Below are 25834 nucleotides of genomic sequence, written 5' to 3'. Positions count from 1 at the left end.
TCAGGCCCGTGGGCGCACGGACGGGCGGCGGCTGCCCCGGCCTACCGCGCGCCCCGGATCAGAGTGCCGGTCGCGGGGACGGACCGGGCGCCGTGGCGGTCGGCCGGCTTGCCGGCCGACGGTGTGCGGCGGCCAGGGCCGCCGTCTCGGTGAAGGCGGGAACGCGTCCGGTGCCCCCTCGGCCGGACACCGAGAGGGAGGCGGCCGCCATGCCGTAAGCGACGGCGTCCGCGAGGGTGTCGCCCAGGGCGAGCCGGGCCGTGGCGGTACCGGTGAAGCAGTCCCCGGCGCCGGTCGCGTCGACGGGGTCGGGGTTGACGGGGACGGGCAGGTACGTCGCCCCCGTGCGGCCGTCCACGCCACCGGCCGTCCCGTCGGCTGCCCCGTCGGCCGTCCCGTCGGCCGTCCCGTCGGCTGCCCCGTCGGCCGTCCCGTCGGCTGCCCCGTCGGCCGTCCCGTCGGACAGGAGCAGCCGGTCGGCGCCCGCGGTGACCACGACGCTGCGGGCGCCCAGCGCCCGGTAGCGGGCGGCGGCCTCGGCCGGGTCGTCGGTGTCGACCATGGCCAGCGCGTCGGCCGGGCAGGAGGTCTTCAGCAGCCCGGTCAGCGGGGCGACGCGGGCCAGCAGCTCGCGGGCCTCGCCCCGACTGGTGAGGCGGGAGCGGAAGTTGGGGTCGTAGGAGAGGTGGCCGCCGGACTCGTGGACGGTCTGCGCGGCGGCCAGTACGGCGTCCCGGCTGCTCGGTGACAGCGCGCCGGTGATTCCGCTGGTGATGAGGGCCTTGCAGCCGGTCAGCAACTCCCGCCAGGACTCCACGTGTTCCACGCTGAGGGTCGAACCGGCGCTGCCGGTGCGCCAGTACACGAACGCGCGGTCGCCTTCGGTGTCGGCGCAGAGCAGGTAGGCGCCGTTGGGGCGCGGGGAGCGGCGGACGTGGGAGACGTCCACGCCGAGCTCGGCGGCGCGGGCCAGCAGCGGGGCGCTCAGCTCGTCCTCGCCGACGACGGCGAGCAGGGCGGTGCGGGCTCCGGCGGCGACGGCGGCGGCCGCGGCGTTGAGGGCGTCGCCCGAGTACGAGATGCGTGCGGGGGTGCCGTCGGCAGCGTCCCGCAGGGCGCTGCCGGCGTGGATCTCGACGAGGACCTCACCGAGGACGAGCACGTCGTACCCCTCGGACGCGGCCGCGGCCGCGGGCACGGGTCCGGGCCCGGGCCCGGTCACGGTCGCGGCTCCGTACCGGCGCAGTCGCCGCAGCAGGGCCGGGCCAGGTCCGCGAAGAGGGCTGCCAGTTCGGCCGGATCGGCCGGCAGGCCGTTGCCTATGCCGACCGCGGCGGCCCCGGCGGCGAGCCACTCGCGGACCTCGCCCGGTGCTATGCCGCCGGTCGGGATGATCAGGGCGTCGGGGAGGACGGCCTTGACGGAGCGGATGAACCGGGTGCCGCCCACGTGCGCGGGGAAGACCTTCGCGGCGCCGGCGGACCGGACGGCGTGGGCGATCTCGCCTGGGGTGAAGCCGCCTTCGATGAAGACGGCCCCGCGCGCCACGGCGACCTCGCGGACCTCGGGAGCCGGATAGGGGGAGACGAGGAAGGCGGCGCCCGCACCGAGGGCGGTTTCCGCGGCCTCGGCGGTGGTGACGGTGCCGACGCCGATGAGCGCGGGGCGGCCGTGGGCGTCGGTGAGCCGTGCGGTGCGGGCGACGGCCCCGGCCCAGCCGGGCGTGGAGGTGGTGAGCTCGACCGCGCGGCAGCCGGCGGCGAGCAGGGCGGTGGTGTGGCGGACTGCCTCGTCGGCGTCGGCGTCGCGCAGGACCGGCAGCAGGCACTGCGCGGTGATGGCCGCGTACGGGTGGCAGGACAAAGAATCCTCCATTTGTTCCACGTAGTGGAACTTGGTATCGTGTACCGGAACTGCTGGTGCAGACCTTACCCATCGACGGAGATCGCGTGCCCACGGACGAGAAGCCCGGCAACCCGGAGGCCGAAGGCGCCGCGCGCGGTGGACGGACCTCGGAGGCGGGCACGGCGCTGGAAAAGTCGATGCGGATCCTGGAGGCGGTCGCCGCACCCGGCGGCCCACACCGGCTCACCGACGTGATGGCGGCGGCCGCGGTGCCCAAGTCGAGCACCTTCCGCATCCTGGCCTCGCTGATCGAGCAGGGCTTCGTACGCCCCGAGGGCGAGAGCCGCTACGGCGTGGGCCCGCGGCTGCGCGGACTGTCCGCGCTGGTCAGCGGCGGGGAGCCGGCCAGCATCGAGCAGATCCTGCGCGAGCTCCAGCAGTCCACCGGGCAGGCGGTCCACCTGGCCCTGCACAGCGGGGAGACCATCACCTACATCCGGAAGCTGGAGAGCGACCAGCCGTTCCGGACCGCCTCGCGCGTCGGCATGCGGATGCCGCTGCACACGACCGCGATCGGCAAGAGCATCCTGGCCCACCTGCCCGGGGCCGAGGTCCGCGAACTGGTCTCCGCCGCCGGGCTGCCGCGCCGGACGCCGAACACCCTCACCACCATGCGGGCGCTGGAGGCCGAGCTCGCGGCGGTGCGGGCGCGGGGGTTCGCCTTGGACGACGAGGAGAACGAGTCCACCATCCGCTGTATCGGCGCCGTGATCCTCGGGCCGGCGGGCCGCCCGATCGGCGGCGTCAGCGTCACCACCGTCACCTTCCTGGTCTCCCGCGAGGAGATCGAGGCCTACGCCCCCGCCCTGCGAGCGGCCACAGCGGCGCTGACCCCGCTGCTGTGAGCGGCCCGGCCCGCCGTACGGGCCCTCGCGCGGGATGTACGAATCCTCGCACCGGCTTACGCGCCTCCTTGCCCGGCTTACGAGTCCTCGCGCCCGGCCGGGTCGGCGAGGCGGGCCAGCAGCTCGCGGGCGGTCCGCAGGTGCCGGTGCCCCGGTTCCAGGACGGACCGCGCCCGCTCCAGCGCGCCGGTCAGGAGCGCACGGGCCTCGGCGGTGCGGCCCTGGGCGGTCAGCGCCCGGGCCCACTCCAGCCGGGAGTAGAACACGTGCGGGTGGTCCGACCCGAGCACCCGGGTCCGGTCGGCGGTGAGCGCCGCCCAGGCCTCGGCCGCCTCGGCGGTGCGCCCGGCGCGGGCGGCCAGCGCCGCCCGGCTCCCACGGATGGCGAGGGTGTGCGGATCGTCGGGCCCGATCCCCTCGACGGCTTCGGCCTCGGCGAGCAGCTGCGCCAACTCCCGCTCCGTGTCGGCCGGATCGCCCGGCCGGAACCAGATCAGGCCGCGCCGGGTCGCCAGAACTTGCGGGTGGCCCGGACCGTGTACGCGCAGCCGGTCCGCCAGCAGAGCCTCCAACTGGCGGACCGCCGCACGGGGATCGCCGGCCTCCCCGGTGAAGTAGGCCAGCTGGTGGCGGGCCGCCAGGGTGTCCGGGTGGTCGGGTCCCAGGACTTCCCCGGCGTCGGTGAGCAGCTCGGCGAACCGGGCCGCCGCCGCCCTGAGGTTGCCGGACTCTCCGACGAAGAAGGCGAGTTGGTGCCGGGCTGCCAGGGTGTCGGGATGCCGTGGACCGAGCCGGTCGGTGCGCCGGCGGGCGATCCCGGCGAGGTCGGCGGCGGCCCGGCTCGGCTTCCCGGAGTCCCCGATGGCGATGGCCAGGGGCAGTTCGGCGCCGGGGACGCCGCCGCGCGCGGCGAGGTCGAGGGCTTCGACGGCTCGCGCGAGGCGGCCGTCCTGGTGGGCGACGAGGCCCATGTCGTAGGCGTCGGCGGGCTCCACCCGGGCCAGCAGGCCGCGCCACAGGTGATCGGGGACCGGGCCGTGGCCCGGCGCGTTCAACAGGTAGTCGAACGCGGTGAATCCGGCGCCGTAGTTGCCGATCAGCAGCCCGCTCGTGGCGTAGGCGGCCACGCAGGCCCAGTCCATGGCCTCCGCGAAGGGCTCGGGCTGGAGGTCGCCGCCGCCCCTGGCCGCCAGGTACGGGGCGTGCAGCTCGCGCAGCCACTCCCGGCTCACCGGGCGGCGCAGTCCGGCCCGGCGGCAGTCCACCGCCGCCGCGACCACGGCGGCGCCGCGCGGATTGGCGCCCGGAGCCCAGCCGTTCTCCCAGGACGCCAGCAGCTCGGGACCGGCGGCCAGGACTTCGGCGACCCCGAACCGCTCCCCCGCGCGCAGCGCGGCCCCGATCCGGGGATCGCCCTGGTGCGCGGCGGCCCGGCGGCGCTCCCGCTCGGACCAGTGCCGGGGCAGGCGGATGACGTGGGCCTGCTGGAGCAGATCGCGCTGGGCCCGCCAGGCGTCCCGGTCGGAGCCGGTGAGCCGGCTCTCCTCGCGGGCGTCGTAGCGCCGGTACTCCTGGACCCTGATCGTCGCGATCGTCACCGCCGGGTCCAGGGCGGCCAGTTGGGCGGCGGTGAGGCCGCCCGCGCCGAGGTAGTCCTCCAGGTCGTCCAGCCACAGCACGGCGCGCCGCCGCCGCGCGGCGATGCGTACGGCCTCGGGCAGCGCGGTGCGGGAGAGCGGGCGGACGAAGGTGTGCCGGGGGTAGCGGGTGCGGGCGACCTCGTAGGCGAGCCGGGTCTTGCCCGCCGTGGACTCCCCCACCACGAGGACGAAGCGGGAGTGCTCCAGGGCGGAGCGCAGCCTCGGTTCGGCGTCGCGCTCGATGTACGCGGGCGGTGTGCCCGGGGCCTCGGCCGGGTGGACTCCGGCCAGTTCGGGCCGGTCCACGTCGCGCAGCAGCGGGATCCGGCCGCCCGCCGTGCGCAGGACCTCCCCGGCGCCCAGGGCTCCGGCGCCTTCCTCGGGCCGCATCCGCTCGGCCGCCAGCCCGGACAGCGCGGTGACCGCCGCGCCGATGCCGGCGGCCCAGGGCCCCGAGGTCCAGACCGTCGCCAGCGCCACCGCACCCGCGCCGAGCCCGACCGCGCCGAGGTATCCGACCCAGCCCCGCGCCCGGCCGGACCCCCGTAAGAGCAACGCCGACATGCCGCCCCCAACACGTCCCGTGGGAGTTCCATTGTCACCCCGGACGCGGATCCGGCTACCCCAACGGACCGACTCGCGCGGGATGTTCGTCAGGTGGCGTCAGAGGTGCTGTCAGTACGTGACGAAGACGCGGCGGGCCGGGCCGTCCACCCGGACGCGGCCTCCGACGGGGATGACGACCTGCGGGTCGGTGTGGCCGAGGTCCACGTCGAACACGGCCATGGTGCCGGGGGCGTACTCGCCCAGCGCCCTCAGGACGGCCTCGCGCTGCTCGCGGCGGTGGCGCCGCCGCTCCTCGGGGCCGAGCCGGTTCTCGAAGGACCAGCTCTTCGCACGGCCCATGAGCAGGGCCGGGAACTGCCGCAGCAGTCCGCGCTCGCCCATGCCGCGCAGGATCCGGTAGACCTCCTCGGCCCGCGGCATCTCTTCCGAGGTCTCCAGGAAGAGCACGTCGCCGGCGTGGGCCTCGACGGGTCGCGCCACGCGGTCGGCCATGAGCAGCCAGGACAGGATCTCCAGGTTGCCGCCCCAGGCGGCCCCCTCGACCACCCGGTCGCCCTGGTGCCAGGTCCAGCCGTCGGCGGGCTCCAGCTCCGGCTCGGCGTCGAAGGTGCGCGGGTCGTCCCAGGGGCCGTTGACGTGCCCGGCGGCTTCGGCGGGGGCGAGCTCGTACTCACCGGAGGTGAACAGCGCCGCCCGCAGGGAGTCCGCGGTCTGCGGGTGCATCGCGCCGGGCCGTCCGAGCTCGACCATCACCGAGCCGCCGTGGTAGGCGACCATCCCCAAGTCCCTGAGGAAGAGCAGCAGGTTGGTGTTGTCGCTGTAGCCGAAGAAGGGCTTCGGGTTGGCGCGCAGCAGGCCCGCGTCGAGGTGCGGGACCACGGTGATCTGGTCCTCGCCGCCGATGCTGGCCATGACCGCCTTGATCTCGGGGTCCGCGAAGGCCGCGTGGATGTCGGCGGCCCGCTCTTCGGGCGTGGCGCCACTCTTCCGGGTCGTCGGGTACTCCACCGGCTTCAGGCCGAAGTCCTCGCGGAGCCTGCGCAGTCCGAGCTCGTAGGGCTGCGGGAAGAGCGCCGGCAGGCCGGCCGAGGGGGAGAGCACCGCGATCCGGTCGCCGGGGCGGGGCTTGGAGGGGTGGAGGGGAGCCGTCATCGCGCCAGCGTAGGAGTCCGGCGGCCCGTCGTCGAAGTGATTTCCCCGGGGCGCGTTGGCGCCTCGCACCCCTCAGAATCCCCCATCACCCCAACACTCCTCATCATTCCCTATTGGACCCTATCCTTCCTCCAATGGGGTAAGATTCAGCACTATGGAGAATGAGGGTCAGGAGCTGTACTCGGTCGGCGAGGTCGCCGAGCGGCTGGGGCTGCATGTGCGGACCGTCCGGAACTACGTCCGCGACGGCCGGCTGAAAGCCGTCCGCATCGGCAAGCAGTACCGGATCAGCCGCGAGGACTTCGAAGCCCTGACCAGCCTCCCGGCGGACACGGGGGCCGGTACGGACGCGGCCGTGGGTGCCGGGCGCCGGCACGTGGAGGTGTCGAGCATCGTGCAGATCGATGCGATCGGTCCCGACGCGGCGAGCCGGCTCGCCACCCTCGTCACGGCGACCGCGCAGTCCCCTCGGGACACCCCCGATCCCCTGCGCGTCCAGACGGTCTACGACAAGGAGCGGGCCCGAATGAAGATCGTAATCCTCGGCGATGCCGCCACCACCGCCGATCTGCTGCACCTGGTCGACGGCGTGCTCGGACCGGGCAACGGCATGGGGGCGGCTCACCGTGACTGACCTCATCGTGGAACACCACGGCGTACCGGTGCTCGTCTGCTCCGCCGACGGCCCACGGGTCGCCGGCGCGCAGGACGCGCTCGACCAGCTGATCGGCGGGGCTTTCTACCGGGCCGACGTGGTCGCCGTCCCGGCGGAGCGGCTCGACGCCCGCTTCTTCGACCTCAGCACCGGCCTCGCCGGGGAGATCATGCAGAAGTTCGTGAACTACCGGCTGCGGATGGTGGTCCTCGGGGACATCTCACACCATTTGCGGGCGAGCTCAGCCCTGCCCGACCTCGTACGGGAATCGAACCGGGGCGGCCACATCTGGTTCCTGCCCGACCTCGACGCCCTCGCCGCCCGCCTCGCCCCGGCCGCGGCTCCGGATGCGGCCGGTCCTGGTCCGGTCGTTTCGGATGCCTTTATTCCGGATGCGGCCGCTCCCGATCGGGCCTCTCCTGATTCATACTCCGGATAAGTGTTATCGGAGCCCCTCTCGACGGTCTCCCAGGTATTGGGCATCATCGGCCGCCGGTACGGACAGGGACTTCACATGAGCACTCAGCACACGGCAGCGCTGGTCGCGGCGGCGCGCGCGGGCGATCCCCGGGCGCAAGACGACCTGGTCAGCGCATATCTGCCGCTCGTCTACAACATCGTCGGGCGGGCCCTGAACGGGTCCGTCGACGTGGACGACGTGGTGCAGGACACGATGCTGCGGGCACTCGACGGGCTCGGCGGCCTGCGCGACGACACCAGCTTCCGTTCCTGGCTGGTGGCGATCGCCATGAACCGCGTCCGCGCCCACTGGCAGGCGCGCCGCAGCGCCCCCGGCGAGAGCGGCCTGGAGGCCGCCTGGGAGCTGGCCGATCCCGGCGCCGACTTCGTGGACCTGACCGTCGTACGGCTCAACCTGGAGGGCCAGCGGCGCGAGACGGCCCGCGCCACGCGCTGGCTGGAGCCCGACGACCGGGCGCTGCTGTCGCTGTGGTGGCTGGAGTGCGCCGGGGAGCTGACGCGCGCGGAGATGGCGGCGGCGCTGGAGCTGTCCCCGCAGCACGCGGCGGTACGGGTCCAGCGGATGAAGGCGCAGCTGGAGTCGGCCCGGGTGGTGGAGCGGGCGCTCGGCACGCAGCCGCCCTGCGAGGGCCTGCGGTCCGTGGCGGCCGCCTGGGACGGCGTCCCGTCGGTGCTGTGGCGCAAGCGAATGGCCAGGCACGCCCGCGAGTGCCTGCGGTGCTCCGGTCTGTGGAACGGCCTGGTCCCGGCCGAGGGGCTGCTCGCAGGGCTGGCGCTGGTACCGGTCTCGGTGGCCCTGCTCGCGGCCGTACGGTCGGCCGCGACCGGCGGCTTCGCCCCCGTGGGCCAGGCCACCGACGCGTGGGCGTACGCCCCGGACCAGGCGGGCGGTCCCGGACAGCCGGCCGGTCCGGGAGAGCCCGGCGACGGCACTGGCTTCGGCTCCGACGCCCACGAAGCGGCCACGCACCTCGGCCCGGCGGACGGCCCCGGCACGGGCCGTGCCTCGCTGCGCAAGGTCCGCCGGGCCCGCGGCCGCCGCCGGGTGGTCGGCGGCGCGGTGCTCGCCGCCTGTGTCGCGGGCGGCGGGCTGGCCTACCTGGTCACCCGGCCGGGTACCGCCGCGCCCGAGACCCCGCCGGCCGCGCTCGTGGCCCCCGAGTCGGGAGTCGCGCTGCCGTCGGAGTCGGCCTCGCCGAGCGCCGGGGCCAGTGCGAGCCCGTCGCCGTCCGCCCCGGCGAGTGCGAGCCCGAGTCCCAGCCCGACCCCGACCCCGACGCCCCCGCCCGCTCCGAAGCCGAGCCCGAAGTCCACCCCGCCGAAGGCCCCCGCCCCCGCCCCGCCGGGCGGCTCCGCCGCCGCCCAGGTGATCTCGCTGGTCAACTCCGAGCGCGCGGCGGCCGGCTGCGGGCCGCTCAAGGAGGACGCGCAGCTGCGTACGGCCGCCCAGGGGCACTCCGACGACATGGACCGGCGGGACTTCTTCTCGCACACCAACCCGGATGGCGCCGACCCGGGGAAGCGGACGACCGCCGCCGGATACCGCTGGTCCACCTACGGGGAGAACATCGCGATGGGGCAGCAGACCCCGGCGCAGGTCATGGACTCCTGGATGAAGAGCCAGGGGCACCGCGAGAACATCCTCAACTGCTCCTTCAAGGACATCGGCGTGGGCATCCACCAGGGCGCCGGCGGCCCGTGGTGGACGCAGAACTTCGGGGCCCGGATGTAGCCGGGCCCCGGCGCCCCTCCCGGCCGCCCGCACACCACGCAGCCGATCTCCCCACCGTGATTCAAAATCGGGGGCAAGATAGGCGCTGGAAGCGAACGGGCAGATCACGGGGGAGGTGATGGGCATGGCCAGGCAGAAACTCCGTCCGCACCAGCGTGAGGCCGTCGACGCCGTGGTGCGGGTGCTCGGTCTGCCCGCCGGGCGCCGGGTCCCGCAGGCGGGGCTGCGCACCCAGGTCATCATGGCGACGGGTTCCGGCAAGTCGCTCGTGGCCGTGCACGCGGCCGACGAGCTGCGGGCCGGCCGGGTCCTCGTGCTGGTGCCCTCCCTCGACCTGCTCGTGCAGACGGCGGTGGCCTGGCGCGAGGGCGGCCGGACCGGGCGCGCCTTCGCCGTGTGCTCGCTGCGCGGCGAGGACGCGGGGGTGCCCACCACCACCGATCCGGCCGAGCTGGCCGACTGGGCGGGCCCGCCCGCCGACCGGGTGACGGTGTTCGCCACGTACGCCTCGCTCGGCCTCGGCACCATCGAGCGCGCGCACCGGGAGGGGCTGCCCGGCTGGGACCTGGTCGTGGTCGACGAGGCGCACCGGACCTCCGGGCGGATCGGCAAGCCGTGGGCGGTGGTGCACGACAACACCCGGATCCCGGCCGTCCGCCGGCTGTACATGACGGCCACGCCGCGGGTCTGGCAGGACGGCGAGGAGGCGGACTACCCGGAGGAGGCCGCGGCCGGCGCGGACACCCCCGCGGCCACGGGCACCACCGAGAAGGCGCGCGGCCGGGGCGATCTCGTGGCCTCCATGGAGGACGACGCGGAGGGCCCCTTCGGCGCGCGCTGCTACACCCTCACCCTCTCGGAGGCCATCGACCGGGGGATCTGCGCGCCGTACCGGGTGGTCTGCGTGGACGTCAGCGATCCGGATTTCCAGGCGGCGGTACTGCTCGGCCCGGACGGACGCTCCGACGCGGTGCGCGGGGTGCGGCTCGCCGCGCTGCAGACGGCGCTGGTCAAGGCGGCGGTGGAGCAGGGCTTCCGGCGCACCCTGGTCTTCCACCATCTGACCAAGGAGGCCGAGGCGTTCGCGGCCGGGCTCCCGGCGGTGGCCGCGCGGCTGCGCGCCACGAGCTGGAAGCCCCGGCCGGTGTACCCGCGTACCGTCTGGGCGGACTGGCTGTGCGGGCAGCACACGGCGGCGCACCGGCGGCGGGTGCTGGGCGCCTTCGCGGACGACCGGGTCGCCGACAAGGCGTTCCTCGGCAGCGTCCGGGTGTTGGGCGAGGGCGTGGACACCAAGGAGTGCGACTCGGTCTACTGGGCCGACGTACGGGGTTCCATGCCGGACCTGGTCCAGGCGGTCGGCCGGGCACTGCGCATCCGGCCCGGGGAGGGCAAGGTCGCCTCCCTGGTGGTGCCGGTGCTGCTGGGGCCGGGCGAGTCTCCCGAGACGATGCTGACCTCACGGGCGTACGGGGACCTCGCGCGGCTGCTGGAGGCGCTGCGGGCGCACGACACCCGGCTCGTCGAATCCCTGGCCCAGCCGCAGGCCCCGAGCCGGGCCGGGGCGCGGAGCACGGCGGGGCAGGCGGTCGGCTCCGGGCTGCGCAGCGGCGCGGAGTCCCTGCTGAGCTTCTCCACCCCGCGCGACCCGGCGCTGCTGGCGGCCTTCATCCGGCTGCGCGTCCTGCACCCGGAGCACGAGCACTGGCGCCGGGGGGTCGAGGCGGCCCGGATCTACGCCGCGACGGCCGGGGACCTGAAGGTGCCGTTCGTGTTCAAGGTGCCCGCCGGCGGGGAAGCCGGGGAGTCCGGCGAGCCGTGGCCGCCCGGGCTGGCCCGGTTCCCGCTCGGCCAGTGGATCGCGGACGTGCGGCGCACGTACCGCCGTGGCGCGCTGGGCAGGGAGCGGACGGCGCAGCTCGACGCGCTGGGCATGGTGTGGAGCCACTTCGACGTGGCCTTCGAGGAGGGGCTCGCGGCGGCGAGCGGCTGGGCGGCCGAACACGGGCACCTGCTGCCCCCGGTGGACGCCGTCTGGCACGGTGCCCCGGTCGGGGTGTGGGTCAAGAACCAGCGGGCGGCGGCCCGTCGCGAGGGCCCCGGCGCCCTGCCCGAGGAGCGCCGGGAAGCCCTGGAGGCCATCGACGGGTCCTGGTGTCCCGACTGGCCGATCTCCTGGCAGCGGGCCTTCCACCTGACGCGGGTCCACCTGGACGCGGGCGGCCGGCTCCCGGCGGGGCCCGGGGAGGCCGTCGTACAGGGCGAGGACCTCGGCGTGTGGCTGCGCGGCCAGCGGCAGTCCTGGGAGCGGCTGTCCTGGGCTCAGCGGTGGCTGCTGGAGCACACGCTCGGGGTGACCCCGGCCGAGGGGGCGGACCGGCCCAGGAAGCGTGTCGGGCACGCCGCCGCGTGGGCGGCCCACCTGGAGGCGGCCCGGCAGTTCCACGCGCGCGAGCGGCATCTGCGGGTGCCCCGTACGCATGTGGAACGGGTCGGCGACCGGGAGATGCGCCTCGGCTCCTGGATCTCCAACCAGCGCTCCCGCGCCGCGTCCCTCGGCGAGGAGCGGACGGCGGCCCTCACGGAGCTGGGGATGCGCTGGGCAATGTCCGGCTGACGCGGCGGCCGGCCCCGGCCGGTGCCGGACGCCGGCCCCCGTCACTGGTGGAAGTCCGACCGTCAGTGGTGGAAGCCCGCCGGTCAGTGGTGGAAGCCCGACCGGGGTTCGGCGGCCGGCACGGGCGGCGGCGTCGCGGTCAGGTGCTCCACGGCCCGGCGCAGGTCCGAGACGAGCAGCGCGATCTGGTCCCGTGTCACCCCGTGCCGGATCAGGACCCGTTGGATGACCGTGTCCCCGCGGTCGGCCGGCAGCGGGTACGAGGGCACCTGCCAGCCGCGCATGCGGAGCCGGTCGGAGAGGTCGTACAGGCTGAATCCGGCGCCCGCCGGGTCGGTGAGCCGGTAGGAGACGGCGGGCAGCGCGCCCTGGCCGTCGTAGAGCAGGGTGAAGGGGCCGGCCTTCTCGATCTCACGGGCCAGGTACTGGGCGGTGTCCGCGCAGGCCTGCTGGACCCGGCGGTAGCCGCCCCGGCCCAGGCGCAGGAAGAGGTAGTACTGGGCGATGATCTCGCCGCCCGGGCGGGAGAAGTTGAGGGCGAAGGTGGGCATGTCCCCGCCGAGGTAGTCCACGGAGAAGACGAGGTCGGCGGGGAGCAGCTCGGCGGTGCGCCAGACGATCCAGCCGACGCCGAGCGGGGCGAGACCGTACTTGTGCCCGGAGGTGTTGACGGAGGCCACGCGCGGCAGCCGGAAGTCCCAGACCACGTCCGGGTGGAGGAAGGGGGCGACGAAGCCGCCGCTGGCGGCGTCGACGTGGATCGGCACGTCCCAGCCGTGCTCGGCCTGGATCCGGTCCAGTTCGGCGGCGATCTCGGCGACGGGCTCGTAGACGCAGGTGTAGGTGACGCCGAGGATGGCGACGACGCCGATGGTGTTCTCGTCCACGTGGGCGGCGAGCTGTTCGGGGCGCAGTCCCGTGGCTCCCGGCTCCAGGGGGACCTGGCGCAGTTCGACGTCGAAGTAGCGGGCGAACTTCTCCCAGCAGATCTGGACGGGCCCGCACACCAGGTTGGGGCGGTCGGCGGGGAGTCCGGCGGCCCGGCGGCGCTCGCGCCAGCGCCACTTCAGGGCGAGGCCGCCGAGCATGGCGGCCTCGCTGGAGCCGGTGGTGGAGCAGCCGGTTCCGGTGGTGCCGGCCGGGGCGTTCCACAGGTCGGCCAGGATGTTGACGCAGCGGGCCTCGATCTCCGCGGTCTGCGGGTACTCGTCCTTGTCGATCATGTTCTTGTCGAGGCACTCGTTCATCAGCCGGTGGACCCCGTCGTCCGACCAGGTGGTGCAGAAGGTGGCGAGGTTCTGGGCGGCGTTGCCGTCGAGGAGCAGCTCGTTGTGGAGGAGCTGGTAGACCACCTCGGAGGGTGAGTGGTCGTCAGGCATCCGGTTCTTGGGGAGGATCTCGCCGCTGAGGGCGGAAGCGAACACGTCCGTCTCGGCGTCGCGGGAGCGTGCGTCCTTCGTCTCATGGAGGGCCATATCTGGACTCTAATGGACAAATGGCCCATCAGGACGGCGTCAGGGTCGGCCTCGAGGACCGGTTACCGCTGCGGCTTCCGGCCGACTCGACGGTGTGACCCCTTCCATACCCTCCCGGTTCGGCCGCAGGATTTACTGTCGAGTAGGGTTTTACACATAGGTCTTCCCGTTCGGGCCGCTGGAGCCGGTCCGGACGGGAAGATCATCCAATTAGTTCGATCGGAACTTATCCGCGCATGTCCGGATAGCGGCCCTCGGTTCTCCGCGCCCTGATACCTCTCGGGCCATGAACAAGATCACCCGCCGTCAGGCCTTAGGCACAACTGCCGGCGCGCTCACCGCCCTCGGCCTCGCCGGCGCCACCGCGCACGCGGCCGCCACCGGCCCCCGTACCGCCGTACCCGCCAACCCCGCGGGAACGGCCGACGAGGTCTACCAGGGCCGACGCATCCGCATAACCCCCGCCTCGGGCGGAGGCGGCCACCACGGCGGCCACCACTCCACCGGACTGCCGACCGTCCTCATAGACGGCCGCGAACTGCACGTGATGCGGAACGCCGACGGCACCTGGATCAGCGTGGTCAACCACTACGAGACGTACTCCGACACCCTCTCGCTCGCCCGCGCCGCCGTGCGCGAACTCCAGGGCGCCACCCTCGTCCCGATGGGCGGCATGTGATGACCATCCGCAAGAACCAGGCCTCGCTCACCCCCGAGGAGAAGCGGGCCTTCACCAACGCGCTCCTCGAACTCAAGCGCACCGGCCGCTACGACCGCTTCGTCACCACCCACAACGGCTTCATCATGGGCGACACCGACTCGGGCGACCGGGTCGGCCACCGCTCCCCCTCCTTCCTGCCCTGGCACCGCCGGTTTCTGCTGGAGTTCGAGGCGGCTCTGCAGGCGGTGGATCCGGCTGTGGCCCTGCCCTACTGGGACTGGACGGCGGACCGGACCGCCCGCTCCTCGCTCTGGGCCGCCGACTTCCTCGGCGGCACCGGGCGGGCCCGCGACGGTCAGGTGCTCGACGGGCCGTTCGCCTACGCCGCGGGCAAGTGGGAGGTAGCCGTACGCGTGGACGGCCGCTCCTACCTGCGGCGCGCGCTCGGCACCGGCGTCGCCCAGCTGCCCACCAGGGCCGAGGTGGACTCCGTCCTCGCGATGCCGGTGTACGACGCGGCGCCCTGGAACAGCTCCTCCGCCGGGTTCCGCAACCACCTGGAGGGCTGGCGCGGGGCCAACCTGCACAACCGCGTGCACGTGTGGGTGGGCGGCCAGATGGCCACCGGGGTCTCCCCCAACGACCCGGTGTTCTGGATGCACCACGCCTTCATCGACAAGCTGTGGGCCGAGTGGCAGGCACTGCACCCGCGGTCGGCATACCTGCCCGCCGCCGGCACCCCGAACGTCGTGGACCTGAACGACACCATGCGGCCGTGGAACGACGTGACGCCGGCCGACATGCTGGACCACCGCAAGTTCTACACCTTCGACACCGAGCCGGCCCCTGTCCCGGCCGGAGCCGCCGCCAGCCAGCGGTAGTGCAGTTCGGGGCGGCCGACCTGGCCGTACCGGGGGGAGCGGGCCGCGCGGCCGGTGTCCACCAGGTGCTCCAGGTAGCGGCGGGCGGTGATCCGGGAGATCCCGGCCGCCTCGGCCGCCCCGGCCGCGGTCAGCCCCTCGGGGGCCGCCCGCAGCAGCGCGGCGACCCGATCCAGGGTCGGCGCGCCGATCCCCTTGGGGAGTTCGGCCGGGCCGGGGGCGCGCAGGGCGGCCATGGCCCGGTCCACGTCGTCCTGGCCGGCCGCCTCGCCCGCCGCCGTCGCACGGAACTCGGCGTAGCGCAACAGCCGTTCGCGCAGGGTCGGGAAGGCGAAGGGCTTCAGTACGTACTGCACCACCCCGAGCGAGACGCTCTCGCGGACGACCCCCAGGTCCCGCGCCGAGGTCACCACGATCACGTCGGCGGGGTGGCCCGCCGCGCGCAGACCGCGCGCGAAGCGCAGCCCGTGGCCGTCGGGCAGGGTGAGGTCGAGCAGCAGGAGGTCGATCCGGGTCCGCTCCAGGACCCGGGTGGCCTCGGCCAGCGAGTGGACGGCCGCGACGGCGGTGAAGCCGGGCACCCGCCCGACGTACAGGGCGTGCGCGTCGGCGGCGACGGGATCGTCCTCGACCACGAGGACCCGCACCTCGGGCGCGCTCACTCCCCCGCCTCCCCGCGCGCGGGCAGCCGTACGGTGAACCGCGCGCCCCCGTCCGGCAGTCGGTCGGCGTCCGCACTGCCGCCGTGGCGGTGCGCCACCTGCCGGACCAGCGCGAGGCCGAGGCCCCGCCCCTCCCCCTTGCCGGACCAGCCGCGGCGGAACACGTCCGCCCCCTCGGGGAGTCCGGGGCCGTTGTCGGCGACGCGCAGGAGCAGGCCCCGCCCGCCGGGCCCGTCCGGACCGTCCGGCCGGACGGTGACGGCGATGCGGGCACCGGGGACTCCGGTGAGGGCGTCCACGGCGTTGTCGACGAGGTTGCCGAGGACGGTGACGAGGTCCCGGGCGGGCGGACCGCCGTGCCCGGCGGCGATGGCGGCGCTGTCCGGGGTGACGACCAGCTCGACGCCCCGCTCATGGGCCTGCGCGGCCTTTCCGAGCAGCAGGGCCACGAGCACCGGCTCGCCGACCGAGGTGACCACTTCGTCGGTGAGGGCCTGGGCGAGGCGCAGTTCGGCGGTGGCGAAGTCCACCGCCTCCTCGGTGCGGCCGAGTTCGATGAGGGAGACCACGGTGTGCAGCCGGTTGGCCGCCTCGTGGGCCTGCGCGCGCAGCGCCTGGGTGAATCCGCGCTCGTGATCCAACTCCCCTGCCAAGCCCTGGAGTTCGGTGTGGTCGCGCAGGGTGACCACGGTGCCGCGGCGGCCGCCGCCGGCGACGGGCGCACTGTTGAGCACGAGCACCCGGTCGGTGGTCAGGTGAACCTCGTCCACCCTGGGCCGGTCGGCGAGCAGTGCCCCGGTGAGCGGGGCGGGCAGGCCGAGCTCGGCGACGCCGGTTCCCTTGATCTCCCCGCGCAGGCCGAGGAGTTCGCGGCCGGCGTCGTTCACGAGGGTGATCCTGCGCTGCCCGTCGAGCATCAGGAGCCCTTCGCGGACCCCGTGCAGGGCGGCCTGGTGGTAGTCGTACATGCGGCTCAGCTCGCCGGCGTTCATCCCGTGGGTGTGGCGGCGCAGCCGGGCGTTGACGACGTACGTGCCCACGCCGCCGAGGGCCAGCGCCCCGCCGGCCACCCAGGCGAGGGCGGAGAGCTGCGCGGCGAGCCGGGCGCTGACCGCGCGGACGGTGATGCCGGAGGCGACCATGCCGATGACCCGGCCGTCGTCCACGATCGGGGTGACCACGCGGATGGAGGGGCCGAGGGTGCCGGTGTAGGTCTCGCCGAAGGTCTCGCCGCGCAGCGCGGGGGCGGTGTTGCCCATGAAGGGCTCACCGATGCGCTTCGGGTCGGGGTGGGTCCAGCGCCGCCCGTCCGGCGCCATGATCGTCACGAAGTCCACGCCGGCGTCGACGCGGACCCGCTCGGCGTAGGGCTGCAGGGCTTCGGAGGGCCCACCGGGCACCTGGCTCCCGCGCCCCGCCCCCAGTACCGCCTCGCGCACGGAGGGCGAGTCGGCGACCGCGCGGGCCACCGCCCCGGCCTGGCGCCGGGCGGCCTCCTCGGCCTGGCCGCGGGCGGTCGCGTACGCGAAGACGGCGCATCCGGCGACGACCGCGGCGACCAGCACCACCTGCATGGCGAAGAGCTGGCCGGCGAGGCTGCGCGGCGGCCGGGGGAAGCGGAACATGGCGCTCAGTGTGCACCCGGACGTGAACTCAATGAACGCAAGGGTGACCGGGGTCACAGCGGCGGGCGATGGTCTCCCCGGGACGCCTTCACCACCTGGAGGCAACGTGCACCACCAGGAGGCAGCGTGTCCGCCAGACGCGACAAGACGCATTATCTGTACATCGCCGTGATCGGCGCGGTGCTGCTCGGCATCGCCGTCGGCTTCGCCGCGCCCGGCACGGCCGTGGAGCTCAAGCCGCTGGGCACCGGCTTCGTCAGCCTCATCAAGATGATGATCTCGCCGGTGATCTTCTGCACGATCGTGCTGGGCATCGGGTCGGTGCGCAAGGCCGCCAAGGTCGGCGCGGTGGGCGGGCTGGCGCTCGGCTACTTCATGGTGATGTCCACGGTGGCGCTGGCCATCGGACTGCTGGTCGGCAACCTGCTGGATCCGGGCAGCGGGCTGCACCTGACCGAGGCGGCCCGGCACGCGGGCGAGGCGCAGGCCAAGGCGGGCGGCGCGAAGAGCACCCCGGAGTTCCTGCTGGGGATCATCCCGACCACGCTGGTGTCGGCCTTCACCGGGGGCGAGGTGCTGCAGACCCTGCTGGTGGCGCTGCTGTGCGGGTTCGCACTGCAGGCCATGGGCACGGCGGGCGAACCGGTGCTGCGCGGGATCGGGCACGTGCAGAAGCTGGTGTTCCGGGTGCTCGCGATGATCACGTGGGCGGCTCCGGTGGGCGCGTTCGGCGCGATCGCGGCGGTCGTCGGGGCCACCGGCATGGACGCGCTGAAGTCGCTGGCCGTCATCATGATCGGCTTCTACACGACGTGCCTGCTCTTCGTGTTCGTGGTGCTCGGCACCCTGCTCAGGGTGTGTACGGGAATCAGCGTCTTCGCCCTGCTGCGCTACCTGGGCCGGGAGTTCCTGCTGATCCTGTCCACCTCCTCCTCCGAGTCGGCGCTGCCCCGGCTCATCGCGAAGATGGAGCACGTCGGGGTGTCGCGGCCGGTGGTCGGCATCACCGTCCCGACGGGCTACTCCTTCAACCTGGACGGGACCGCGATCTATCTGACGATGTCCTCGCTCTTCGTCGCGGAGGCGATGGGCAAGCCCCTCGCGCTGGGCGAGCAGATCTCCCTGCTGCTGTTCATGATCGTGGCCTCGAAGGGCGCGGCCGGGGTGACGGGCGCGGGACTGGCCACCCTCGCGGGCGGACTGCAGTCGCACCGGCCGGAACTGGTCGACGGGGTCGGCCTGATCGTGGGCATCGACCGGTTCATGAGCGAGGCGCGGGCGCTCACGAACTTCGCGGGCAACGCGATCGCAACCGTCCTGATCGGGACCTGGACGAAGGAGTTCGACCGGGCCCGGGCCACCGAAGTCCTCGCGGGCCGAATGCCGTTCGACGAGACCACGCTCACCGACGACGGCCACGGGCCGGCCGCCGCGGTCCCGGCCCAGCCGGGCGGCGCCAAGGACGGCGTACCCGTCTAGCGGGTGCGCCGGAGGGACCGGCCGGACAGGGCTCGCCCCCACGGTGCCCAGGCCGGCCGGTCCCGACACCTCGCCGCACCGTCGATTTTCAGCCAAGCAACGATCAAGCGTCGTGCGGTAAAAGGTACTTCCATATCGGGGCAGCCGTCTGACATCTTGCGTCCACCACTCGTTTCGTACGGCCCGGTACGTGCCACCCGCACCGCCGGGCCGTCTTCGGAGGACGCATTGATACCCCACATATCCAGCCGACCTCGACGTAGCCTCGTGCTGGCCGCCGCCCTCGGCGCGCTGGCCTTCGGTGCCCCGGCCGCGCTCGCCGGCACCGCGCCCGTCTCCCCGGCCGGAACCCCGGCCGGAACCCCGGCCTCCGCCGCACCCGCCAAGGCCCCGGCCGCGGTGTCGACTTCCCAGAGTGCGACCTGGGCTGCCGGCACCCGCGCCTACCTGGTGATCACCGCCGCCGGTGACAGCTCGGCGGTCCGCTCCGCCGTCGCCGCCAACGGCGGCACGGTCTTCTCGTACTTCGACTCCATCGGCGTGATCGTCGCCCACTCGTCCTCCTCGACCTTCGCCACCACCATGCGCGGTGTCAGCGGTGTCCAGAAGGTCGGCGCGACGCGCACCTCGGACGTCCCGGCCGACGCGTACAACCCGGCGCTGCCCGCCAACCCGGCGCAGTCCTCGACCGCCGCGGGCGAGCCCGTACGCGCCGACATGAGCCAGATCAAGGCCGACCAGGCCTGGGCCGTGAACGCCGGCTCGGCCACCGTCAAGGTCGGCATCCTGGACACCGGTGTGGACGACCAGCACCAGGACCTGGCGCCGAACTTCAACGCCGCCGACTCCGCCTCCTGCGCCTACGGCAAGCCGGACACCCGGGCCGGCGCGTGGCGTGACGTGGACACCCACGGCACGCACGTGGCGGGCACCGTCGCCGCCGCCAAGAACGGCATGGGCGTCGTCGGCGTCGCCCCGGGCGTGAAGATCGCCTCGGTCCGCGTGGCCGAGCCGGGCAACTCGTTCTTCTTCGCCGAGAACACCATCTGCGCCTTCGTGTGGTCCGGCGACCACGGGTTCAAGGTCACCAACAACAGCTATTACACGGACCCGTGGCAGTTCAACTGCCCGGACAACATCGACCAGGCCGCCATCATCGAGGGCGTCAAGCGCGCCCAGGAGTACGCGGAGAGCAAGGGCTCGCTCCAGGTCGCCGCGGCGGGCAACGAGAACTACGACCTCGCCCACAAGACCACGGACTCGGCGAGCCCCAACGACTCGACCCCGACCACCCGCACCATCACCAACGCCTGCCTCGACATCCCGACCGAGCTCCCGGGCGTGGTCACGGTCGCGGCCAACGGCACCGGTGTCACCAAGGCCTCCTTCTCCAACTTCGGCCAGGGCGTCATCGACGTCGCGGCGCCGGGCAGCAACGTCTACTCCACCGCGCCCGGCGGCGGTTACAGCACCAAGAGCGGCACCTCGATGGCCGCCCCGCACGTCGCGGGCGTCGCGGCGCTCATCGCCAGTGCCAACCCGGGCATCACGCCGGCCCAGATCCGCGACAAGCTGGCCACCCAGGCCAACGACGTCGCCTGCCCGTCGGACAGCCGCTGCACCGGCACGACGGCCAACAACGGGTTCTTCGGCGAGGGCCAGGTCGACGCGCTGAAGGCGGTCGGCGCCACCCCGCCGCCCGGGAAGTACTTCGAGAACCTCGGTGACTTCGCGATCAACGACAACGCCACCGTGGAGAGCCCCATCACCGTCAGCGGGGTGACCGGCAACGCGCCGGCCACCCTCAAGGTGGGCGTGGACATCAAGCACACCTACATCGGTGACATCAAGGTCGACCTCGTGGCCCCGGACGGCACGGTGTACACCCTGAGCAACCGGGCGGGCGGAAGCACGGACAACATCATCCAGACCTTCACCGTCAACGCCTCCTCGGAGGTCGCGAACGGCACCTGGAAGCTCCGTGTGAACGACAACGCCAGCCAGGACACCGGCAAGATCGACGCCTGGAACCTGACCTTCTAGTCCGTCGGTTCCACCAGCGGTGCGCGACGCCGTCCTCGGCCGGCCGGCCGAGGACGGCGTCGCGGTACGGCCGCGGGGCCATCGGGGAGCAGCGCAACCGCTCCCCGGTGGCCCCGGTCCGTTTCGGCAGGGCCCCGCGCGGCTATCTCGTGCGCAGCACGCAGTCCCCGCAGAGGCCGCCGCCCGGCACCTTGTAGTACAGGCAGCAGCTGCGGCGCACGAAGGCCACCCCGAGGCCGGGTTCGTGGATGAAGGTGCCGGCCGCGCCGAGCGGCCCGCCGTCGGCGAGCAGCACGGCCGCGAGGGAGGCCGCCTCCTCCCCCGGTACCCGGTCGGTGAGCACCCGTACGGCGCCGACCAGACCGGAGGCGGTGTTCCCGCGCAGCACCCGCGGCGATACGCCGAACCGCTCGCGCAGCGCCGCGTCCAGTACCGCGGTGTTCCCGAGCACGCTGTCGGCCAGGGCCAGGGCCGGAGCCTCCCCCGGCAGTTCGGCGGGCTCGGGCAGCCACAGCTCCAGCGATCCCGCGCCCTGCAGCCGCCACCACACACGGCCGGGCCCGAGGTCCGGCACCCGGCCGGACAGGACGGCGCAGCCGAGCGCGATCGACCAGAGCCTGGAGACGATCCCGAACTGCGCGGTCGAAGCGGCCACCCGCCCCGGCCCGCTGCCGATCCGCCGCCCCACCTCGCCCACGTAGGGCCCGAGCCGGTCCCCGTACAGCTCGTCGAGCGGCCGGAAGCCGGGCCCGGGCGGCTCCTTCCCGCAGGCCACGGTGAAGAACGGTCCGACGGAGCGCAGTCGCCGCAGTACGTCGTCCACCTCAGGCTCCGGGTCCGGCGCCGGGAGCGGCCTCGGGGGCCGTCGTGAAGCAGTCCATTGCCCGATGATCTCAGGCGGGGCGAGTGACCCTAAAGGCTGTCGTCGGAGTGGCGCCTGGCCCGGGCGGTCTGCGTGAAGGCCGCGACCCAGTTGCGGGTCGCCGAGGCTGCCGCGGTCATCCGCACCACCTCGCGCAGCAGCAGCGCACCCTCCTCGGCGGAGGCCCGGGAGGCCCCGGCCGCCACGCCGTCGGAGGCGATGCAGCGGGCGCCGCGCTCGCGCAGGCCGGCCACTACCTCGGTGGCCTGCCGGTGGACCGCGGTGGTCTGCTCGGCGATGTCGCTCCACGGGTCGCCCTCGCGGCCGGCGACGGCGCCGGCGATCAGGTCGAGGGCGACGACGGTGCCGGTGTAGCCCACGGTCGAGGCGTAGGAGTCGGGTTCGTTGCCGAGGTCCACGGTGAGGTCGGCGAGGTCGCCGAGCGGCGTGCCTTGGCCGACGTCCACGACCGTACGACGGCCCGCGCGGGTCCCGCCGCCGGTTCGGGGAACCCGGGCCGGGGCACGGCGCGGGCCGTCCGGCACGAGCCGCCCCCGCCGGAGGAGCTCCCGGCCGGGGCGGCCTGAACGGCCGGAGGCCGCCAGAGGCGGTCAGGGCCGATCAGAAGCGGTCAGAGGGCCCCGAGGAAGTCCAGCAGGGCCCGGTTGAAGGCCTCCGGCTGCTCCACGCCCGGCAGGTGCCCGGCGCGCTCCACCACGGTGAGCACCGAGTGGGCGACCAGCGCGTGCAGGGATTCGGCCTCGGCGACCGGGGTGTACACGTCGTCCCGGCCGACCACGATCAGGCAGGGCACCTCGGTCGGCAGCGCCGCGAGCACCGGGGCGTAGTCGGGCCGCTCGGCCCGCCCGCGCAGCGCGGCGGCCGCGCCCCGCGGGTCGGTCGCGCACATCATCGCGGTCACCCCGGCCGCGGCCTCGGGCATCCCGGTCACGTTGTACGGCGCGAGCATCTTGTCGATGACCTCGTCGGTGTAGGGCTTCATGCCCTCGCGGAGGAGCCGCTCGGCGAGCTCGCGGCGGAAGGTCTTGCCGTCCGGCGTCTCCGGTGGCGCGGACGTGTCGGACAAGACGAGGGCCCGTACCACACCCGGGTGGCGCAGTCGCATCTCCATGGCGATCTGGCCGCCCATGGACACTCCGCCGACGACCGCCTGTTCGATGCCCAGACGGTCGAGCAGCGCGGCCAGGTCGTCGGCGAAGTCGGCGAGCAGGGTCTTGCCTGGTACGACCGGGCTCTGGCCGTATCCGCGCAGGTCAGGGGTGATCACACGGTAACCGGCGGCGGTCAGGGCGGCCGTCTGGGGGGCCCACATCGTGCGGTTGAACGGATGTCCGTGGATCAGGATTACAGGGGCTCCGTCGCGGGGACCCAAGTCCTCGAAAAAGAGTGTCACGCCATTGCCAATCAGGGGCTTCATGAGAGGACTTTAAGGGGTTACATTGAGCCACTCGCGTTCACCTGACAGCCCGTTGCCTTTCACCCGTGTTTTGCACTGGGGGCGACGTCAGGGACGCAGACTGTGCAACCACCCCACCGCCCAGAAGGACCGAAGGCTCCGTGCCCGTACCCGTACTCCTCGCCGGCCGCACCGTGCGGCTCGAGCCCCTCGCCCCCCACCACACCGAGGCCTTGGCCATGGCCGGGGCCGAGGATCGTACGACTTACGCCTTCACCCCCGTACCCCACGGCGTGCAGGCGTCCCACGAGTACATCGACCGCGCCCTCGCCGATCAGGCGGCGGGTCGATCGCTCCCGTTCGCGGTGGTCAGAACCACCGACGGCCGGGTGGTCGGTTCGACCCGGTTCCTGGAACTGGACTACTGGCAGGGGCCGCTGGTGTGGCCCGCCGTGCCGGGGGTCCCGTTCGGTGATCCGGCGACGGCGATCCCCGATGCCGCCGAGATCGGCAATACCTGGCTGTCCCCGGCGGCCCAGGGCACCGGCATCAATACCGAGGCGAAGCTGCTCATGCTCCGCCACGCCTTCGAGACCTGGGGCGTCCGGCGCATCTCGCTGCGCGCGGACGCCCGCAACGGCCGCTCCCGCGCCGCCATGGAACGGCTCGGGTTCACCAGCGAGGGGGTCCGCCGGGCCCACTCGCGGGGGCTCGACGGCGCGGTCCGCAGTACGGCCTTCTACTCGATCCTCGACGAGGAGTGGCCGACCGTGCGGTCGGTCATCGAGCTCAGGCTGTCGGCGGCCGCGCAGCGCAAGCGGCGCCGCAAGACGCTCATCCCGGCGTAACGGTCCTTCTGCTCGGACGGCGGGCGGCTCCCGCCCCCTCTTCCCGGTGTCAGCCGAGGAAGGCGGGGGCGAGGGCCGACGTCATGAGCCGGGCCGGGGCGCCGCTTCCGTCGGCGGGCAGGGAGTAAAGGTCGGCGCCGAAGTCCCCGGGCAGCGAGTAGACGACGGTCTTGTCGTCCGTCCACACCACCTGGTCGTCGACGCTGCGCTCCTCGGCGAGCGGGGCCTCCGTCATCGAGGCGAGGTCCAGGACGTACAGCCGCCACGGTGCGTCCGCCGACAGGCCGGGCACCCGCTTCTTGAAAACCAGCCGGGTTCCGTCGGGCGACAGGGACGGGCACTCCAGGTTCTCGCGCAGCGTGGTCACCGCGCGTGCCGCGAGGTCGCCGCGGACCAGGTAGGTCTGGCCGCCGGTCGCGAGCGTGGCGTAGAAGCCCTGCTCGTCGGCGGTGAAGGTGACCCCCCAGAAATTGACGTCGGCGTTGCGGTACGTCTTGCCGTCCTTGGTGATCGTGAAGTCCTCCAGCGAGGCGTCGTACTTCCCGGTGCGCAGGTCGAGCAGCGAGGTCCGGGTCGAGAAGTTCGTACCCGCGTACGAGTCCCCGCCCGCGAAGACCGTCCAGGCGGCCAGGTGGCCGCCGGGCGAGACCCTCGCCCGGGTCGGGATGCCGGCCAGCGGGCGGCTGGCGACTTCCTTCAGCCCGGCGTCGAGGACGACGGCCTTGTACCCGTCCTGCACCCCGCCCTTGTCGGCCTGGAGGCAGATCCCGGTGCCGGCGGCGGAGTGGAAGCGCAGGCAGCTGACCCCGGAGGCGGTACGGGGGCCTTCGGGCGCGTCGGCCGCCGCGCTGGCCAGCTCGTCGCGCTGCGGCCCCCACGCCATGTTCCGGAAGACGATCCGCCTGCCTCCGTCGCCCGGGGCGAGGGATATCTCGCCCTTGGTGACCGCCGGCCCGCCGGGCCGGGCCTCGTTCTTCTCCTCGGCGCGCGAGGAGGCCCGTACGACGGCGAGCGCTCCGATCGCGGCGAGCAGGACGACGGCGGAGACGAGGATCAGGATCCGGCGCTGGAGGGGCATGTGTGGGGGCCTTTCGGGATCCGCGGGTGGGTTCAGGCGGCTCGGGTGTCCGGCGCGGCGTCGCCCGGCCGCCACCATGCCCGGGGCGACGGCCTGCGGCTCGGGGGTCACGGCGGGCGCGGGAGTACCGCGGCTGTCCGCGACGTACATGGTCAGGAGGCCCAGATCCCCGTGATGTCCTTGGCGGTGGCCGCGTTGCCCGCGTGGGTGGTCAGACCGGAGAGGCCTTCGAGGGTGCGCAGCATGTCGTAGTGGTTGTAGGTGGTGCTCGACGTGCTGCCGGCGGTGACGGGCTGGCCGTAGAGCACGGTCGGGATCTTGTTGCCGGCGAGCCGGTTGTCCTCGTCGAAGGTGACCACGAGCAGGCTGTTGTGGGTCTTGGCCCAGTCCGCGTAGGCCTTGAGGTTGTTCTTCAGCCAGGTGTCGCCGGTGCCCACCGAGCAGTCGTGCATGTCGTTGCACAGGTTCGGGACGACGAACGACATCTCGGGGAGGGTGGTGAAGTCCGTCGGGAACTGGGTCATGGTCTTCGCGGTGCTGGTGGGCACGTTGGAGAACGCGAACCAGGGGTTGTGCTTGCGGGCGTACTTGCCGCTGGAGCAGGTGGTGGAACCCTGGCTGGGCAGGGTCTCGTTGTAGCTGGCCCAGGTCTTGCCGGCGGCGATCAGCTCGGAGGCCAGGTTGGGCGCGGAGCTGAAGCCCGGCGTGTAGCAGCTGTCGCCGGTCACGCCCTGGTGGGAGCCCGAGAAGAGCTGCAGGTAGTTGGGCTGGCTGGGGTGCGTGATGCCGTAGGACTTGGTGAGGTTGGCTCCCCCGGTCTTGAGGGAGTTGATGTACGGGGCGCTGGAGCTGCCGATGACCTGGCTGTAGGCGTGGTTCTCGAAGACCGCGACGACTATGTGGTCGGGTGCGGGCAGGCCGGCCGCGTGCGCGGGCTGAGCGGTGCCGATGCCCGCCCACAGCCCGGCGCCGACGGCGGTGACGCCGAAGGCGGTGGCGAGGGCGGTCTTGCGACGGAACCGTGGAACTGGCATGCCGAACACGGCAATTACCTCCAGGCAGGGCGGGGGGGCTGGGGGCGGCGCGGACGTACCGTACCGATCGGCATGTGCATGGGCCAGAGATACTCGGCGAACAGAACGGGAACTCCACAGACCGTTTGCGCGTCGGGCAATGTCCTTCCCTGCGGAACCCCAAGAGACGGAAAAAT

At 73.5% G+C, this 25834-nt stretch carries 22 protein-coding genes; 10 read left to right on the top strand and 12 right to left on the bottom strand.

Features of this window, described 5'->3' with window-relative positions:
* Positions 1-58: 58 nt before the first annotated feature.
* Entirely contained in the window at positions 59-1222 is a 1164-nt protein-coding gene (locus J7F03_RS17080; protein WP_214950292.1) for a PfkB family carbohydrate kinase, read from the bottom strand.
* Positions 1219-1875 carry a bifunctional 4-hydroxy-2-oxoglutarate aldolase/2-dehydro-3-deoxy-phosphogluconate aldolase gene (locus J7F03_RS17075; protein ID WP_251072029.1) on the bottom strand — a complete coding sequence of 219 codons (657 nt, stop codon included), beginning with the start codon at positions 1873-1875 and terminating at the stop codon, positions 1219-1221. Before J7F03_RS17075 ends, J7F03_RS17080 begins: the two co-directional genes overlap by 4 nt.
* A gap of 74 nt (positions 1876-1949) precedes the next feature.
* On the opposite strand from J7F03_RS17075, the gene J7F03_RS17070 reads away from it, so the two are divergent.
* Complete coding sequence (locus J7F03_RS17070; protein WP_214950291.1) at positions 1950-2750, top strand: IclR family transcriptional regulator; 801 nt, start codon at positions 1950-1952, stop codon at positions 2748-2750.
* A gap of 77 nt (positions 2751-2827) precedes the next feature.
* Here the strand turns inward: J7F03_RS17070 and J7F03_RS17065 are convergent, their stop codons facing one another.
* Together J7F03_RS17065 and J7F03_RS17060 are read right to left on the bottom strand one after the other, a co-directional pair.
* A complete protein-coding gene (locus J7F03_RS17065) occupies positions 2828-4954 on the bottom strand; it encodes a tetratricopeptide repeat protein (protein WP_214950290.1) in 2127 nt (708 codons plus the stop codon).
* 111 nt (positions 4955-5065) lie between these two features.
* A complete protein-coding gene (locus J7F03_RS17060; RefSeq protein WP_214950289.1) occupies positions 5066-6109 on the bottom strand; it encodes a S66 peptidase family protein in 1044 nt (347 codons plus the stop codon).
* A gap of 154 nt (positions 6110-6263) precedes the next feature.
* Between J7F03_RS17060 and J7F03_RS17055 the strand changes: the two genes are divergently transcribed.
* The 4 genes from J7F03_RS17055 (at position 6264) to J7F03_RS17040 (ending at position 11593) form a co-directional block, all read left to right on the top strand.
* The gene (locus J7F03_RS17055; protein WP_214950287.1) at positions 6264-6743 is read left to right on the top strand and encodes a helix-turn-helix domain-containing protein; all 480 of its coding nucleotides are present in this window, start codon (positions 6264-6266) and stop codon (positions 6741-6743) included.
* On the top strand, positions 6736-7203 hold the full coding sequence (locus J7F03_RS17050) for a DUF4180 domain-containing protein (protein ID WP_214950285.1): 468 nt from the start codon (positions 6736-6738) through the stop codon (positions 7201-7203). The genes J7F03_RS17055 and J7F03_RS17050 overlap by 8 nt, the downstream gene beginning before the upstream one ends.
* Positions 7204-7278: 75 nt before the next feature.
* Complete coding sequence (locus tag J7F03_RS17045) at positions 7279-8976, top strand: sigma-70 family RNA polymerase sigma factor (RefSeq protein WP_214950284.1); 1698 nt, start codon at positions 7279-7281, stop codon at positions 8974-8976.
* Positions 8977-9100: 124 nt separating this feature from the next.
* Positions 9101-11593 (top strand): DEAD/DEAH box helicase, encoded by a 2493-nt coding sequence (locus J7F03_RS17040; protein WP_214950283.1) that lies wholly within the window; start codon positions 9101-9103, stop codon positions 11591-11593.
* An 83-nt stretch (positions 11594-11676) separates the two neighbouring features.
* Here the strand turns inward: J7F03_RS17040 and J7F03_RS17035 are convergent, their stop codons facing one another.
* Positions 11677-13068, bottom strand: a complete 1392-nt coding sequence (locus J7F03_RS17035) for a glutamate decarboxylase (protein WP_214950282.1) — start codon at positions 13066-13068, stop codon at positions 11677-11679.
* Positions 13069-13354: 286 nt separating this feature from the next.
* Between J7F03_RS17035 and J7F03_RS17030 the strand changes: the two genes are divergently transcribed.
* The gene (locus tag J7F03_RS17030) at positions 13355-13747 is read left to right on the top strand and encodes a tyrosinase cofactor (protein ID WP_214950281.1); all 393 of its coding nucleotides are present in this window, start codon (positions 13355-13357) and stop codon (positions 13745-13747) included.
* Positions 13747-14610: a tyrosinase family protein gene (locus J7F03_RS17025; protein WP_214950280.1), complete on the top strand. Its 864-nt coding sequence runs from the start codon at positions 13747-13749 to the stop codon at positions 14608-14610. The genes J7F03_RS17030 and J7F03_RS17025 overlap by 1 nt, the downstream gene beginning before the upstream one ends.
* On the opposite strand, the gene J7F03_RS17020 is transcribed toward J7F03_RS17025, so the two are convergent.
* Positions 14550-15272, bottom strand: coding sequence for a response regulator (locus tag J7F03_RS17020; RefSeq protein ID WP_214950279.1), 723 nt, complete (start codon positions 15270-15272; stop codon positions 14550-14552). The genes J7F03_RS17025 and J7F03_RS17020 overlap by 61 nt on opposite strands.
* Complete coding sequence (locus J7F03_RS17015) at positions 15269-16897, bottom strand: sensor histidine kinase (RefSeq protein ID WP_251072028.1); 1629 nt, start codon at positions 16895-16897, stop codon at positions 15269-15271. The genes J7F03_RS17020 and J7F03_RS17015 overlap by 4 nt, the downstream gene beginning before the upstream one ends.
* Positions 16898-17023: 126 nt before the next feature.
* On the opposite strand from J7F03_RS17015, the gene J7F03_RS17010 reads away from it, so the two are divergent.
* Together J7F03_RS17010 and J7F03_RS17005 are read left to right on the top strand one after the other, a co-directional pair.
* Positions 17024-18376, top strand: a complete 1353-nt coding sequence (locus J7F03_RS17010; RefSeq protein WP_214950275.1) for a cation:dicarboxylate symporter family transporter — start codon at positions 17024-17026, stop codon at positions 18374-18376.
* Positions 18377-18643: 267 nt separating this feature from the next.
* Positions 18644-20419: a S8 family serine peptidase gene (locus tag J7F03_RS17005; RefSeq protein ID WP_214950273.1), complete on the top strand. Its 1776-nt coding sequence runs from the start codon at positions 18644-18646 to the stop codon at positions 20417-20419.
* 142 nt (positions 20420-20561) lie between these two features.
* Here the strand turns inward: J7F03_RS17005 and J7F03_RS17000 are convergent, their stop codons facing one another.
* From J7F03_RS17000 to J7F03_RS16990, 3 genes are all read right to left on the bottom strand, one after another.
* On the bottom strand, positions 20562-21242 hold the full coding sequence (locus J7F03_RS17000) for a (2Fe-2S)-binding protein (RefSeq protein ID WP_214950271.1): 681 nt from the start codon (positions 21240-21242) through the stop codon (positions 20562-20564).
* Between the two features lie 89 nt (positions 21243-21331).
* Positions 21332-21748: a hypothetical protein gene (locus J7F03_RS16995; RefSeq protein ID WP_214950270.1), complete on the bottom strand. Its 417-nt coding sequence runs from the start codon at positions 21746-21748 to the stop codon at positions 21332-21334.
* 164 nt (positions 21749-21912) lie between these two features.
* On the bottom strand, positions 21913-22719 hold the full coding sequence (locus J7F03_RS16990) for an alpha/beta fold hydrolase (RefSeq protein ID WP_214950267.1): 807 nt from the start codon (positions 22717-22719) through the stop codon (positions 21913-21915).
* A gap of 140 nt (positions 22720-22859) precedes the next feature.
* On the opposite strand from J7F03_RS16990, the gene J7F03_RS16985 reads away from it, so the two are divergent.
* Positions 22860-23546 (top strand): GNAT family N-acetyltransferase, encoded by a 687-nt coding sequence (locus J7F03_RS16985; protein ID WP_214950265.1) that lies wholly within the window; start codon positions 22860-22862, stop codon positions 23544-23546.
* Positions 23547-23595: 49 nt separating this feature from the next.
* On the opposite strand, the gene J7F03_RS16980 is transcribed toward J7F03_RS16985, so the two are convergent.
* Positions 23596-24624 (bottom strand): hypothetical protein, encoded by a 1029-nt coding sequence (locus tag J7F03_RS16980; RefSeq protein ID WP_214950263.1) that lies wholly within the window; start codon positions 24622-24624, stop codon positions 23596-23598.
* A 152-nt stretch (positions 24625-24776) separates the two neighbouring features.
* Positions 24777-25658, bottom strand: a complete 882-nt coding sequence (locus J7F03_RS16975) for an alkaline phosphatase family protein (RefSeq protein WP_214950261.1) — start codon at positions 25656-25658, stop codon at positions 24777-24779.
* Positions 25659-25834: the final 176 nt, after the last annotated feature.

Origin of the sequence: Streptomyces sp. ISL-43 (genome assembly GCF_018614195.1) — a bacterium.
GTDB lineage: Bacteria > Actinomycetota > Actinomycetes > Streptomycetales > Streptomycetaceae > Streptomyces.
Note: the sequence above shows the minus strand (reverse complement) of the source record. Positions and strands in the feature narration are given on the sequence as shown.